Origin of the sequence: Glutamicibacter sp. BW77 (assembly GCF_002332285.1) — a bacterium.
GTDB lineage: Bacteria > Actinomycetota > Actinomycetes > Actinomycetales > Micrococcaceae > Glutamicibacter > Glutamicibacter bergerei.
Map to the genome: position 1 here is coordinate 1 of NZ_NRGT01000082.1, position 13,694 is coordinate 13,694.

Consider the following 13,694-nt stretch of genomic DNA (forward strand, 5'->3'; position numbering starts at 1 on the left):
CTCTCAATTCTGAAGAGCCGGAAAACCGATCTATATCGAACGAGTATCGCCGCACCCGTCAGAAGTTTCAGTGCATGGAGCTTATCGCTGCAGCTGGAGTTGAGTATAAGAAGTCGAAGTTTCAGGAGTAGGGGCTGATGAGTTCACACGCTTCGGTATTGCAATTGAAGTTCTGGATCAGGCGAACCTGTCCGCCGATCTGGCGCCGGGTTTTGGTTCCAGGTTCGATGCGGCTGGACCAATTGCATCAGGTGATTCAGTACAGCTTCGGTTGGTACGACGCGCATCCGCACCAATTTGAGCTCAACGGTGTTAATGGGGTGAGCTACGGGGCCGCCGATGCAGAGGTCAAATCCGATGTTGATGAGCGCACGGTATGCCTCGACGAACTTTTAAGTCACGGGCGGGGAAGGCTCGACTACGTCTATGACTTCGGTGATTACTGGGAAGTCCGTATCGAACTAGAAGGACTGCCACCGGTCGACGCTGCTCTGTTGCCGCGGTGTATTGGCGGACGCAGGATGGCTCCGCGGGAGGACTCGGGAGGTCCGTTGGGGTGGGCCATGGTGATCGAAGCGCTGAAGGACCCGGAGCATCCGGATCGGGCGGAATACCGAGAATGGCTCTTCTTGCGCGACGGTGAGCAGTTCGACGCTTCGCTTTTCGACAAGCAGCGCGTCAACGAAATGTTTGAGTATGCCCGCTAGCTGCTGACCGGACACATTGAGTCCCTCAGGTAAACGTGTAAAAAATTGGGCGCATTTTTCACACGTTTACCCGACATGTAAAAAACCTTTACATGTCTTCTTGGGTTCTAGCCTGCCAGTAGCTCGATGAAGCGGTGATTGATAAATAGCCACTCACGGCCTATTTTGATCTGCGTTAGTCGCCGATTGGAGCTGAATTCATTCAGCCATTTTGTCGCAGTCGGGCGCGAGATTCCACAGCGGCTGACTACGTCATTGATTCGGCAATAAGGCTTTTCGAATAAAAGATCAAGCAGTTCCGCGTTCGGTCCTGCTGAGGATTCAGTTCGCAGCTCGTCGCGCATGACTAGTTGCAACTCTTGGATGCTGTCAATTAGCTGCAGAGTCTCGTCGGCTGTCACTTGAATACCCTTAAGCATGTATAGCAGCCAGCCCTCCCAGTCATTGTCCTTGGTGACGGCTAGGAGCCTAGTGTAGTACTCCTCTTTGTGGCGAATGATGTATCGCGATAAGTAGAGAACTGGCTCCCTTAGCAGCTCGACTTCAACGAGTAGGAGGATGTTCAAAATACGCCCGGTGCGGCCGTTTCCATCTGAGAAGGGATGGATCGCTTCGAATTGATAATGAGCGGCGCTCATAATGACCAATGGATCAATGTCTGGGTTTTCGTGAATGAAGCGTTCCCACTCGGCCAATTTTTCTTTGATCCGATCCGGGCCTTCGGGTGGTGTGTACCGGGCTTTGCCAGTCACAGGATTTCCAATGTAGGTGCCCGGAAGAGCGCGAACGTCCATGTCGCGGCCCTTGATATTTGTGCAAACTTCAAGCGCGGTCCGTGTTGTCAACGGACGGCTTTCGATGCTTTGGAGTCCTGTGAAGAGTGCCTCGCGGTAACGCAGAGTTTCTTTGGTATCGGAGGATGCATGAACTTCTGAATCCGCTGCTAAACGAAATAGGTCGTCGGTAGTCGTTACGATATTTTCAATCTCGGAACTCGCTTGTGCTTCGAGCAACGGCAGTGAGCTTATGAGCACCCCGGGATTAGGTATACGAAGGACGGCTTGATTCATGGCGGCCAGTGAAGCCCGGGCCTTAGTTGTCGCTTTGAGTACCGGCCGGGTTTCAAGCTCACTTGCGGGAGGAGCTGCTAGATCGTTGAACGGTAGTTCTGCTTTCCACATAGGGACAGTCTATCTAAGCCATCAGGAAACGTGTAAAAAAATGTACGTATTTTTTACACGTTTATCTGATATGCAAAAAACCTTTACACGTCTTCTCGGCAATTTTCCCGCTGTAGGCCGAATGCCTGGTTTGTCTTGAGGCATGGGCCTTGGGCACACGGCTCCGAGGAGACGTAATGGCTGAGCGACAAATTTGAGGTGCCGGATCCAATCGCCGCTGCGGCATCGGTCAGACGCTAGATGCGGGCGAACTCGAGCAGATGGCGCTGGCCGGGGTGATCGGGCTTCCTCGCGCGCCCAACGCGAAGTTTTGAGTGCTTGTTACGATGCAGTTGAGCCTGGGTTCCGTGGCGCCGGGGCGATCAAGGAATCGGTCGAGATTGGGTTCTAGGGCCAAGATCGACCGGTAAAAGTAAGACTCCCCAGCAATGGCTTGGCCACTGCTGGGGAGCAAATGCGCTTGTAGGTAGGTTATCGCTGGGTTTCTTCGGGACTGACTTCTGTTGCCGGACCATCGGGGGTCGCCCCGCCTTCGTCGGTCCAGTCATGTCCCGCTTCGTCGGAAAGCGCAGGATCCGAAATGTGATCCTCCAGCGTCTTATCCGAAATATCGGTGGAATTCGTTGGGACGTTTTCGTTCATATCTTCTCCCTTTACTCGAACTTCCGCCACCAGCCACTTGCCTGCCAATAATGGCCAAGGACTAAGGGCTGAGCGATCCTTACTCGGCCAATGTAGCACCAGAATCGCCGGTACGCGAGCGTTTTGGAGCAAGCTCCCAGCTAACTAATCCAGTGCGCTCGGATGGGGTTGAGAAACGAACGGGAGGGCCCGCGAATATTTATGGTTCCGCCGTTCGCCTTTCAGCGATGATGGGTACTAAACGAGCTCTGCCGCCCCGCCTTCAAGGTTGGTCGCCCGGCGCAGGAGTCCCTTCATAACCAGCATCAGGAGGGCGAACGCGCTTCCGCAGGTCGTGAGGGCAGCAATCGCCAGTGCAACACCAGGTCCGCCCACGCCAATAATTCCTAATAGGTGAACACCAAGAGATAGGGCCAGAAATGTGGCCACGGCGATTGACGCAATGATGGCGTTGACCCAGCCGAAGGCCCGCTGGGTGAAGATGGTCCGACGTTCCACCATGCTCAGCAACTTCCAGGTAGCAGCCAATGAGACCTGCAGGCAGGCAATTGCGACTATGACAACTACCGTATAGGGGGTGGCTAGGAATGCGACCTCGGGAAAGAGCGTCGCATTCTGCGCCGCAAGGGTCGGCACGACCCACGCTTGCCACAGTAGTCCGCCGAGAAAAATCAGCGTAAGGCATACTCGAAGCAGGACCATTAGCAATTTGTTCATAGAGTGATTATCAACAAAAACCTATCGAATATCAATAGGTTGTGTGGTTGAGGCGCTCCCGCGGCGAATGCGGGTTCGGCCAAGCCGTGCCAGCGCCCGCTATTGCCGCAGTGGTAGCTTGAAAGGAATCAAGGAATACCAAAAACCTCGGTCTTCCTCATCTCCCGGAATACGGGACGCCAGATTAGGGGGCATGCGATGACAGCAACGCCAGAAACCGACATGAGCAATCTTGGGATTGCCTCGCGGGCGGCGCTCAGGCCAATTTCCGAGATCGCCGAGTCGGCGGGGATCCCTGAAGCCGCAGTTGAGTCCTATGGCAGGTACAAGGCCAAGGTCGACCCGTCGCTTTTGACTGCTCGCGGCGTCCGCCCCGGAAAGATCGTTCTGGTCAGCGGAATTTCCCCGACGCCCGCAGGGGAGGGGAAATCCACCATGGTGGTGGGTTTGGGCGATGCGCTGGCGGCCACCGGGGCCAAAACCATGATCGCCTTGCGCGAACCGTCCATGGGCCCGAACTTCGGCATGAAGGGCGGGGCCACCGGTGGCGGATACTCGCAGGTGCTCCCCATGGATGAGATCAATATGCATTTCACCGGGGATTTCCACGCCATCACCAGCGCCAACAACCTGTTGATGGCGCTGCTCGACAATCACCTGCACCAGGGCAATGCCTTGGGCATCGATCCGCGGCGCATCACATTCAAGCGCGTTCTGGACATGAACGACCGCGCACTGCGCCACGTGGTCATCGGCCTTGGCGGACCAGCCGAGGGAGTCCCGCGGGAAACCGGTTTTGAGATCACCGTCGCCTCCGAGGTCATGGCGGTCTTCTGCCTGGCCACCGGGCTAGAGGACCTGCGCGCCCGGCTTGGCCGCATGACCATCGGATACACCTACGGCAAGGCGCCGGTCACCGTTGATGACCTGGGCGCCGCGGGAGCCATGGCGATGCTGCTCAAGGACGCGATCAAGCCCAACCTGGTCCAGTCCATGGGCGGCACACCCGCCTTCATCCACGGCGGGCCGTTCGCCAACATTGCGCACGGCTGCAACTCGGCCATCGCCACCAACACCGCACGCGCGCTGGCGGACGTCGTGGTGACCGAGGCAGGCTTCGGTACCGATCTCGGTGCCGAGAAGTTCATGGACATCAAGGCCCGCTATGCCGGATGCGACCCCGACACGGTGGTTATCGTCGCCACCATTCGCGCGCTGAAAATGCATGGGGGAGTACCCAAGGGAGAGTTGGGCAAGGAGGATGTCGCGGCCGTACGCAATGGTTTATCGAACCTCGCCCGGCATGCCTCGAACATCAGGAAGTTCGGCATCCAGCCGGTGATCGGGATCAACCGGTTCACCGCGGATACCGAGGCCGAACTGGCGGTGGTCACCGGCTGGGCCGAAGCGCAGGGCGTTGAATGCGCGATTGCCGACGTCTGGAGCCAAGGCGGCCAGGGGGCCGGCGACCTGGCCGCCGCGGTCTTGCGGGCCATCGAAGCGCCAAACAATTTTGCTCCGCTGTACGAACTGGAGCTGCCCATCGAGGAAAAGATCCTGACCGTGGTGCGCGAGATCTACGGGGGAGAGGGCGTCGAATACTCCGCCGGCGCGCGGCGGATGCTCGAGCAGATCCACGCCAACGGCTGGGACGACCTGCCGGTGTGCATGGCCAAGACCCAATATTCTTTCTCCGATGACCCCAAGCTCCTAGGCGCTCCGGAGGGATTCACCTTGCAGGTCCACGACCTGATCCCCAAGACGGGCGCGGGCTTCATCGTGGCCATCACCGGGACGATCATGACCATGCCGGGCCTTCCCAAGGTTCCGTCCGCCATGCAGATGGACGTCGATGGCAACGGGAACGCCGTGGGGCTGTCGTAGGACAGCTAGCCGAAGAATGCCCTATTTCCGAGCCGGAAGGGCCTATCCCACGTAGCCTTGAAACAAAGATATTCAAGCGTGTGAGGGAGACCCGGTGGCCAAGAAGAAGAAAAAGCAAGTAAAGCAGGGACACCCCGGACGCGTTCAGGCTCCGGTGGTGTCCATAGGTCGAGTGAAGGTCGACCGCGGGCTGGATGCGCTGTCGCCTGAATTCGTGCGCTGGTACGGCCAGCGGCGGCAGGATTCGGAAACCGCGTTGCTCGCCTTGGCGGCCGTGCGCGAAACGTTGGGGATGTACGCCGAAGTCGTAGGACTTGAATCCGTCACCGAGTTCAACGCACCCAAGCTGTTCGGGGTGTTGAACTCCATGATCGAATTCGAGGAAGCCGAAGAGCCGGAAGATCTCTCCGGGGAACTGCGCATGGTGCTCTACATGGCCTGGGCAGACTACCTTGATTTTATCGAGGATACCGGCCGCTGGACCCAAGACCCCGCCGAGCTGAGTTGGTTGCGCGGCAATCTGGAGACCGCGGATCCGTTTAGCGCAGAAGCTCTTTCCTCGCCCGGGAATCCTGGTGCGTTGGAGGAGCAGGCGCTCGCCGAACTGCGCCAGCTTCCCATCGTGGAATTGGGGCATGGCCTGGCCCGCTGGTGCATCGGGAAGGGCGCCGCCGAATGGGGCGCCGGCCCGGGAGAACAATATCTGGCTTCCGCTGCCAAGACCTTGGAGAGCGAACTTCCCAAGGGGCTGGACGAGGCGCAAACCGAGCTGGTGGTTTCCCAGGCCATCGCTTCGCTCGCGATGGCCGGCATCATCACCCTCGAAGCGCACGCGTCGCCGACAGCCGGACCCGCCGCCGAGGAATTCCACAAGTCCGAGGGACAGCAGGCGTTCTCCGCGAACTATGCCTTCCTGCAGGCATTCCTCGATCTCTTCCTCGAAGCGCCCGAGGACGCCGATGAAGAAACCCTGGAAGCCTGGGGGCTGTCCAACCTCTGGCTGCTTGAAGCCATCGAAGGATCCGCGCATCTGGTGGCCGCGCCGCGAGATGAGCAATGGTCGCCGGCGGCCTGGGCACAGGCCCACCAGCGGCTGGGCGAATTGCGGATCCTCGGCTTGGTCGAGGAAGGCGAGCGCTACACCCTCCCGCGCCTCGTCGCGGCGACCCTCACCGACCTGGACGATGATGAGCTCGATGAGGAAGATCTGCAAGACGATGAGCTGGACGCGCTCTTCGGCTTCGATTCGGAAGAGCCCAAGCGGGAAAAGCGTGCCGAACCCTATGCGGGCAAGGTGCTGCAGCTGAAGCTGGGCCTGAAAGAGGCCAAGCCGCCGATCTGGCGCCGGGTGCTGGTGCCCTTGGATCTGCACCTGGGCGACCTGCACGACATCATCCAGGCAAGCTTCGACTGGTACGACGGGCATCTGCACGAGTTCCGCTCGGGCGGATATGGCGGGACCAGCTACGGGCCCGATATCGAGCATATGGAGTATGACGAAGACGAGTCAGGTGTCCTGATTTCCGAACTGCTCAAAGCCGAAAAGGACCGGCTGGACTACGCCTATGATTTCGGTGATGGCTGGGAGATCCGCATCGAGGTGGAAAAGGTGCTCGATTCCGAGGCCGGGGCGCTGCCGCGCTGCACCGGAGGCCGCCGCATGGCACCGCTCGAAGACAGCGGCGGCACCTGGGGCTGGTCGGAAAAAGTCGCCGCCATCGGCGACCCCGCCCATCCAGAGCACGGGGAAGTCATGGAATGGCTCGGAGATATGGGCCTCGATGAGATCGATCCGGCCGCCTTCAGCATGCAGCAGATCAACGAAGCACTAGACCAGGAGTTCTAGCCAAAGGTCGCTCAGCCGCACAAGCTTTGGCTAGCCTTGCGGTTGGTCGTTTTGACCGGAGCCTTTTCGGCGCCCTCGATCTCAAGATAGTCCTGGCCGAGGAGCAGCTGGACGCCTTCTATTGGCGCCTTGACGGGACGAAGATCCAGGTCAAGTTCCTTGGCCAAGGCCTTGGCCGTCTGCCGCGCTTCCTGGGTGTCGGCGGCCAGCAGCCGCGTTGCCGCCTGGGGAGCTTCGGCGGTATCAATTTCGGAGACTGAGAAGCCCTGCGCGGTTGCTTTGGCGGCGAACTGCGATGCCAGCTGATTCACTCGCGCGCCGTTGGTGATTTGCACGGCAGTCTCGCGCGAGCTGGCCGCTGGTGCCGCTTCAGCTTTCGAGCTCTCTTCATCGCCTAGATTTACCGGGGTGTCTGCGCTCAACCGCTCGAAGATCGTGGACGCCTCGGGGGCGGGGACAACACGGTTGCGGTTCTGCGGGGCCGGCTGCCAAGGCATGGTCATAAAGGTGATTTCCCCGGTGGGCACCGCTTGGATTCGGGTGGCCAGCGAGGCAAGCTGAGCCAGGGAGCTGAGTCCCGGATCAACGGTCATCGATGAGGTGACCGCATCCAGGAAGGAATAAAGCCGGTCCGGCCGGGTGAGCGTTTCACGGCTCGTGGCCCGTTGGACGACGGCCGACATCACCATCTGCTGATGGCCCAGGCGGGCGATATCGCTGCCGTCCCCGACGGCATGCCGGGTGCGGGCCAAGGCCAGTGCGTCTTCTCCCTTGACTATTTGATTGCCCGCCGGGAGATCCAGGTTCGCCTTGGGGTCCTGCATCTGATCGGCCAGGCACACGTCGATGCCGTCGAGCGCGTCAACGATGGAAATGAAGCCCTCGAAATTGACTTCGATGAAGTGGTCGAGATCCACGCCGGTCAGGGATTCAACGGCGGCTACCGAGCAGGCGGGACCGTAGTTCAGTGCCGAATTGATCATCCCGTGGCCGCCTGCGTAATGCCCGTGGCCGGTATCCGCGCAGGCGGGAATCTCGAGCAATGTATCGCGCGGGATCTGCACCGCGTCGATGCGCTCATTGCCGGCGGCCAGATGAACGAGCACCATGGAATCGCTGCGCGCCGATCCGTTGTCCTTGCCGAATTCCGTAGAGCTAAAGGTCCGGCTGTCCGACCCCAGCAGGAGGATGTTCATGCCCCGGCTGGAATCGGGTACCCGCTGCTCCGTGGCGCGCATCGCGGCGGTGGAGATATTTCCCTGAAGCCGGAACCAGGCCGCTCCGACACCGACGACCAGTGCCAGGACCAGCGCCGCGGCGATGATGCGAAAATTGCGCTTGCGTCGCGAAGAATTTTTCCTGGTGGGCGTTGCGGGCCGCTGATGGGTCATAGCTCAGGTCTCCTGCGAAAGTCAGGCGGGAATATCTACACCAGCCGACCATGCAAGAGATGGATCGCACCAATAGCCAAAGTGTGCGGACCCATGCATTTTCCCTATGTATCTGCCCGCCACCCGGACTTTCCGCGGGAGCGCAGATTCCGCGAGATCTGCGTCTCACAGGTGATCCAGGAACTCCTCCAGGGCGGGGTTCTTGAACGAGTCCTTCCGGAAGATTGCTCCGATGGGCCGTCCGGCATCGGCGGCTAGCGGAACCTGCAGTCCGCCGAAGACTTCGGCGGTGCTGGCCAGCACCTGGGGAACCATGGTGATGCCGCCAACGGCGATGCTCAGCTGGACCAGGGCGTCGCGCTGCGTGGTGGTGATGATGCGTGGCGCGGTGACGCCGAGGTTTCGGTAGACCTCATCGGTGATCAGCCTGGTGGAGGTCCCCTGCGGCAAGGTGACCAGCGTGAGCCCGCCGAGCAGTTCGGCGTCCAACGCGGTGCGCACCGCGTGGGCCAAATCGGTGGAAAGAACCGCCGTGAACCTCTGCTTGCGCACGAAGCGCGCCTGAAGGTCGGCGGGGATGCGCTCGTCCACGCCGAATGCGAGATCTGCGCGTCCCAGGCGTACCGAGTCGATCAGCTGTTCGTGATCCTCGACGCTGACGATTTCGATTTGGATCCCGGGATGATTGCGGTGGAACGGGCCGAGATATTCCGGAAGGACTCCGGCAATGAGCGAGGGCAGTCCCGCGATGCGCAATGAGCCCGAATCCAGAGACCGGGTTGAAGAAGCCAGCGCATCGATCGAGGAGATCTCGCGCAGGGCTCGCCGCCCGGCCGGGATGATGCTCCGCCCGGCCTCGGTGAGCAGCATATTCCGTCCCGCGGCCCGGAAGACCGGCATGCCCAGGGTTTGCTCCAGCGCTCGAATCCTGCGTGACAGCGAAGGCTGGGAAATTCCGAGGATATCCGCCGCGGCGGTGAAGGATCCGTAGTCCACCACGGTGATCACGGCCGCGATCTGAGCTAGGGAAATATTGCTGGAGCTGAGGTGGTTGGCCATAAATCGGACGTCCCTTGTGAACTATGACTGCATCTGGCGTGATTGCAGGGAAACGGTAGCATGCTCCGGCGCTTCGCCGAGCTCCATCCTGTGCCTGCGGGATTATCTGGGGGAAGGCTCAGGAGCGTTGGCGGTGCCTATGGTGGAGGCTCGGATGACCAGCTTCGGGGTGAAGACAAACTGCTCGCGGACCGCATTTTCGCCGGCTTCGGCTTCGCGCAACAGGACATCGACCGCGGTGCGCCCGATTTCTTCGGCCGGCTGGCGCACGGTGGTGATCGGGACGACGGCCGACTCGGCGAACGCTATATTGTCGTATCCGACCAGCGCAATGTCCTCTGGAACCTTCAGCTTCCCGGACATCACGAACGCCTGCAGGATGCCTAAAGCCAGTAGATCGTTGGCGGCAAAAACACCGTCCGGGCGTTGCCCGGGCGTCATGGCCAAGATGCGTTCTCCGGCGGCGCGGCCTTCGATGACGCTCAGCTGCTTGGTAGGCAGATATTCGAGGGCTGCATCCGAAGTGCCGGCAATGACCGATTGCGCGCCTTCCAGACGATGCCGGACCTGTTCAATGCTTTGCGGACCGCCGACAAAGGCAATGCGCTTTCGTCCCAGCTCGACGAGGTGCTGGACGGCGATTCGGCCGCCCTCTACGTCGTTGACGGAGACCGAAGAGAAGCTGCGGTCTCCGCTTCCGCGGTCCACCAAGACCACCGGGGTCCCGGATTCGCGGATGCGCCAAAGCCGGCTCAGGTCGCTGTGCATGGGGGAGATGAGCACTCCGGCGACGCGCTGCTGATCAAAAAGGTCAAGCAGCTGCTGTTCGGTGGTCAGCGAGCTATCGCTGGCGCCCATCAGCACCGTGTAGCCGTTTTCCAGGGCCCGGTGCTGGGCTCCCTGGGTGACGTCCATGAAGAACGGATTTCGGGCATCGAGGATCACCAGCCCGAAGCTGCGGCTGTGCCCGGCCCGCAGCTGGCGGGCGGCGTCATTGCGCACGAATCCGAGCTTGTCGATGGCCTCGGTGACCTTGCGAACCGTCGCCGGTGCGACGACCTCTGGGCGGTTGAGTACATTGGAGACCGTTCCGACCGAAACACCTGCCGCGCGAGCGACTTCCTTCACGCTTACCGACACGTAGTTTCCCGCCTTTGCCCCGATGGTCTTCTCCCGAGTATATCGCGCGGCGCCCGCTCGGCTTGCCATGCGGTACAGGATTGAATGGATTCAATTAATTTTGGCAGATTTCTGGATTCTGCTTGAACTTGAGCCATGTTCTGGTCTAAAGTCGGTCAAGTTCGGTGATTGAAACGATTCATTAAGGGTCGATCATCACCGACTCAGCGTCACAAGCATTCAACGAAGAGGGCAACGCATGAACAGGGTTTGTTTTCAGCTGCAGGTCAAGCCGGACCGGCTCGCCGAATACGCCGAACGCCACGCCGCCGTCTGGCCAGAGATGCTGCGGGCAATCAACGACGCGGGACGCCGCAACTACTCGCTCTTTCTCCGTGCCGATGGCCTGCTGATCGGCTACTACGAAACCGCCGACGACGCAGCCGCCCAGGCCGCACTGGATGCGGATCCACGCACCTCGGCCTGGGAGGCGCAGATGTCCGAGTTCTTCATCTCCCTCCACGGACGCCCCGATCAGGGCGCGCCGCGCCTGAGCGAGGTATTCAACCTCGAAGACCAGCTGGCCCAGCTCTAAACGGCGACACCGGCAACCCAATTCCACCACCGCAGAAGGAGAGATCCATGGGCGCTAAGCTGACCCCCGAGATCCTGACCACCCTTGAACGATTGGCCATCGAAGTCCCTTCCTGGGCCTACGGCAACTCCGGCACCCGCTTTAAGGTGTTCGGCACCCCGGGCACCCCACGCGACGCCTATGAGAAGATCGCCGACGCCGCGCAGGTCAACCGCCTGACCGGACTGGCTCCGGCCGTGGCCCTGCACATTCCGTGGGATAAGGTGGCGGACTTCGGCTCGCTGCGCACTCACGCGAACGACCTCGGGGTGGAACTGGGAACCATCAACTCCAACACCTTCCAGGACGACGAATACAAGTTCGGTGCGCTGACCCACGAAGATCCAAAGGTCCGCCGGAAGGCCATCGACCACCACATCGAGTGCGTAGACGTCATGGACGCCACCGGCTCCCAGGACCTGAAAATCTGGCTGGCCGAGGGCTCGAACTACCCGGGTCAGGCAGATATGCGCGGACGTCAGGACCGGCTTTCGGACTCGCTGTCCGAAATCTACGCCCGGCTGAGCGGCGAGCAGCGCCTGGTGCTCGAGTACAAGTTCTTCGAGCCCTCCTTCTATCACACCGATGTTCCGGACTGGGGCACCTCCTACGCCCAGGTGGCCGCGCTCGGCGAGCGGGCGTTGGTCTGCCTGGATACCGGGCACCACGCCCCGGGCACCAACATCGAGTTCATCGTGATGCAGCTGCTGCGCCTGGGCAAGCTCGGCTCCTTCGACTTCAACTCGCGCTTCTACGCGGATGACGACCTGATCGTCGGCTCCGCCGACCCGTACCAGCTCTTCCGCATCATGGCCGAGGTGGCCCGCGGCGGCGGACTGGATATCGATACCCCGATCACCTTCATGCTCGATCAGTGCCACAACGTGGAAAACAAGATCCTCGGCCAGATCCGCAGCGTGCTGAACGTGCAGGAAATGACCGCCCGCGCGCTGCTCATCGACCGGGTCGCCTTAACCGAGGCGCAGCTCTCCGGCGATGTGCTGGCCGCCAACGACCTTTTCATGAACGCGTTCTACACCGATATCCGCAGCGAACTCGCAAACTGGCGTGAATCGCGTGGCCTGCCTGCGGACCCGATGGAAGCCTTCCGCGCCTCGGATTACCAGAGCCGCATCGAAGCCGAACGCGCCGGCGGCGTGCAGGCAGGGTGGGGTGCCTGATGGCAACGGCACTGGCGAAAAAGCGCGGCATCAGCGGCTGGAAAGCCACCATTGCGGTGGCCATGAGCAACTACATCGAAGCCGGGGCAATTATTGCCCTGGCCACCAGCCTGACCCTCTGGCAGGGTGCCTTCGGATTTGATGACGGCATGGTCGGGGTCATCGCGGCGATCTCCGCCAACGCCTTCGGCGCCGCGGTGGGTGCGCTGATCGGCGGCCCATTGTGCGACCGGCTAGGACGCAAATTCATCTACACCTACGACCTGATCGTGTTCATGGTCGGTGCGCTGATGATTACCTTCGCCGCCAGCACCGTGCTGCTGATTATCGGCGTGATCCTCATGGGCATCGCCGTGGGCGCCGGAGTTCCGGCTTCCTGGACCTACATTGCCGAGGAGGCTCCGCAGGAGTCGCGCGCAGCGCACGTGGGAACCGCGCAGCTGGCCTGGTCTTTCGGCCCGGCGGTCGGCTTTGCCCTGGCCATCATGGTGGCACCGCTAGGGGTGAATGGGTCCCGGCTGATCTTCTTCCACCTGTTCATCGTCGCCGCGATCACCTGGTGGGTGCGCCGCGGGCTTCCCGAATCCACCCGGTGGAAGCAGCAGCGCGCGGAGGAAATCGCCTCCGGAGCCAAGATCTCCTTCTTCTCCGGCATCAAGGGGCTGCTGGCCGAACGCAAGAACTGGTCGGCGCTGTTCTTCCTGCTCGGGGTGTACGGACTATGGAATACCGTGGCCGGCCAGGCCGGTATCTTCCAGCCACGCGTGTACGCGGCGGCCGGCGTCGAGTCGGCCACGCAGCAGAACCTGCTGCAGGTTCTGGTCTGGGTGCTCACCGCGGCCGCCACCTACTTCGGCTTCATGAAGTACGGGGACCGGGTCTCACGCCGCTGGCTGTACTTTGGCGGAGCCGCCCTGGGCGTTGTCGCCTGGGTGGTGCTGATCTTCGCCCCTCCGGGAGCCTTCTCCCTGCTGTTCTTCGCCTGCGCCTGGGGCATCTCCGCCGGTTTGGGAGCCCAAGCCTTCTACGGCCTATGGACCGCGGAACTCTTCGCCACCAAATACCGCGCCAGCGCACAGGGCGTGCTGTTCATGCTCGCCCGGGTCCTGGTCGGCTTGCTGTCCCTGGTCTTCCCGGTCCTGCTCTCCGGCATCGGGCTGGAAAAGCTCGGCCTGCTGATCATCGGCCTGCTGGTAGTTGCCCTGCTGATCGGCACCATCTGGGCGCCGGAAACCCGCGGCAAGTCCCTCGAAGAAATCGAAGCCCAGCGCTACGGCACCAAGATCAACGCCTAATACGACTCAAGGATTGAACACAGACATGTCGAGAGAAA

The 13,694-nt window shown here is 61.0% G+C and carries 12 protein-coding genes; 6 read left to right on the plus strand and 6 right to left on the minus strand.

Translation table 11 applies throughout. From position 1 onward, the window contains the following. Nucleotides 1–137: 137 nt before the first annotated feature. Entirely contained in the window at nt 138–707 is a 570-nt protein-coding gene (locus CIK74_RS16595) for a plasmid pRiA4b ORF-3 family protein (protein WP_096257443.1), read from the plus strand. Between the two features lie 107 nt (nt 708–814). On the opposite strand, the gene CIK74_RS16600 is transcribed toward CIK74_RS16595, so the two are convergent. The 3 genes from CIK74_RS16600 to CIK74_RS16610 form a co-directional block, all read right to left on the minus strand. After that, complete coding sequence (locus CIK74_RS16600) at nt 815–1,888, minus strand: Fic family protein (protein WP_096257445.1); 1,074 nt, start codon at nt 1,886–1,888, stop codon at nt 815–817. A gap of 471 nt (nt 1,889–2,359) precedes the next feature. Further along, on the minus strand, nt 2,360–2,530 hold the full coding sequence (locus CIK74_RS18835) for a hypothetical protein (protein ID WP_170947924.1): 171 nt from the start codon (nt 2,528–2,530) through the stop codon (nt 2,360–2,362). Between the two features lie 237 nt (nt 2,531–2,767). After that, nucleotides 2,768–3,247 carry a DUF2975 domain-containing protein gene (locus CIK74_RS16610; protein WP_096257449.1) on the minus strand — a complete coding sequence of 160 codons (480 nt, stop codon included), beginning with the start codon at nt 3,245–3,247 and terminating at the stop codon, nt 2,768–2,770. A 198-nt stretch (nt 3,248–3,445) separates the two neighbouring features. On the opposite strand from CIK74_RS16610, the gene CIK74_RS16615 reads away from it, so the two are divergent. After that, a complete protein-coding gene (locus CIK74_RS16615) occupies nt 3,446–5,131 on the plus strand; it encodes a formate--tetrahydrofolate ligase (protein WP_096257451.1) in 1,686 nt (561 codons plus the stop codon). A gap of 94 nt (nt 5,132–5,225) precedes the next feature. Then, nucleotides 5,226–6,977: a plasmid pRiA4b ORF-3 family protein gene (locus tag CIK74_RS16620; RefSeq protein WP_096257453.1), complete on the plus strand. Its 1,752-nt coding sequence runs from the start codon at nt 5,226–5,228 to the stop codon at nt 6,975–6,977. Between the two features lie 11 nt (nt 6,978–6,988). Here the strand turns inward: CIK74_RS16620 and CIK74_RS16625 are convergent, their stop codons facing one another. The 3 genes from CIK74_RS16625 to CIK74_RS16635 all read right to left on the minus strand — a co-directional run bounded on the left by CIK74_RS16625 (nt 6,989) and on the right by CIK74_RS16635 (nt 10,636). Next, complete coding sequence (locus CIK74_RS16625) at nt 6,989–8,368, minus strand: LCP family protein (protein ID WP_096257454.1); 1,380 nt, start codon at nt 8,366–8,368, stop codon at nt 6,989–6,991. A 165-nt stretch (nt 8,369–8,533) separates the two neighbouring features. Then, the gene (locus tag CIK74_RS16630; protein WP_096257456.1) at nt 8,534–9,427 is read right to left on the minus strand and encodes a LysR family transcriptional regulator; all 894 of its coding nucleotides are present in this window, start codon (nt 9,425–9,427) and stop codon (nt 8,534–8,536) included. A 102-nt stretch (nt 9,428–9,529) separates the two neighbouring features. Continuing rightward, on the minus strand, nt 9,530–10,636 hold the full coding sequence (locus tag CIK74_RS16635) for a LacI family DNA-binding transcriptional regulator (protein ID WP_343251934.1): 1,107 nt from the start codon (nt 10,634–10,636) through the stop codon (nt 9,530–9,532). Nucleotides 10,637–10,805: 169 nt separating this feature from the next. Here CIK74_RS16635 and CIK74_RS16640 point away from each other — a divergent pair, with 169 nt between their 5' ends. Genes CIK74_RS16640 through CIK74_RS16650 form a run of 3 tightly spaced genes read left to right on the plus strand, consistent with a single transcriptional unit; the run spans nt 10,806 to nt 13,656 of the window. Further along, complete coding sequence (locus CIK74_RS16640) at nt 10,806–11,141, plus strand: L-rhamnose mutarotase (protein WP_096257458.1); 336 nt, start codon at nt 10,806–10,808, stop codon at nt 11,139–11,141. Between the two features lie 47 nt (nt 11,142–11,188). Continuing rightward, nucleotides 11,189–12,361, plus strand: a complete 1,173-nt coding sequence (gene rhaI / locus CIK74_RS16645) for an L-rhamnose isomerase (RefSeq protein WP_096257460.1) — start codon at nt 11,189–11,191, stop codon at nt 12,359–12,361. Continuing rightward, complete coding sequence (locus CIK74_RS16650; protein ID WP_205738301.1) at nt 12,361–13,656, plus strand: MFS transporter; 1,296 nt, start codon at nt 12,361–12,363, stop codon at nt 13,654–13,656. Before rhaI ends, CIK74_RS16650 begins: the two co-directional genes overlap by 1 nt. The last annotated feature ends 38 nt before the right edge of the window (nt 13,657–13,694 follow it).

Coding starts and splice junctions, on each gene's coding strand:
- CIK74_RS18835 (WP_170947924.1), bottom strand. CDS start 2,530: ATGAACGAAAACGTCCCAACGAATTCCACCGATATTTCGGATAAGACG.
- CIK74_RS16635 (WP_343251934.1), bottom strand. CDS start 10,636: ATGGCAAGCCGAGCGGGCGCCGCGCGATATACTCGGGAGAAGACCATC.
- CIK74_RS16600 (WP_096257445.1), bottom strand. CDS start 1,888: ATGTGGAAAGCAGAACTACCGTTCAACGATCTAGCAGCTCCTCCCGCA.
- CIK74_RS16650 (WP_205738301.1), top strand. CDS start 12,361: ATGGCAACGGCACTGGCGAAAAAGCGCGGCATCAGCGGCTGGAAAGCC.
- CIK74_RS16640 (WP_096257458.1), top strand. CDS start 10,806: ATGAACAGGGTTTGTTTTCAGCTGCAGGTCAAGCCGGACCGGCTCGCC.
- CIK74_RS16615 (WP_096257451.1), top strand. CDS start 3,446: ATGACAGCAACGCCAGAAACCGACATGAGCAATCTTGGGATTGCCTCG.
- CIK74_RS16610 (WP_096257449.1), bottom strand. CDS start 3,247: ATGAACAAATTGCTAATGGTCCTGCTTCGAGTATGCCTTACGCTGATT.
- rhaI (WP_096257460.1), top strand. CDS start 11,189: ATGGGCGCTAAGCTGACCCCCGAGATCCTGACCACCCTTGAACGATTG.
- CIK74_RS16625 (WP_096257454.1), bottom strand. CDS start 8,368: ATGACCCATCAGCGGCCCGCAACGCCCACCAGGAAAAATTCTTCGCGA.
- CIK74_RS16630 (WP_096257456.1), bottom strand. CDS start 9,427: ATGGCCAACCACCTCAGCTCCAGCAATATTTCCCTAGCTCAGATCGCG.
- CIK74_RS16595 (WP_096257443.1), top strand. CDS start 138: ATGAGTTCACACGCTTCGGTATTGCAATTGAAGTTCTGGATCAGGCGA.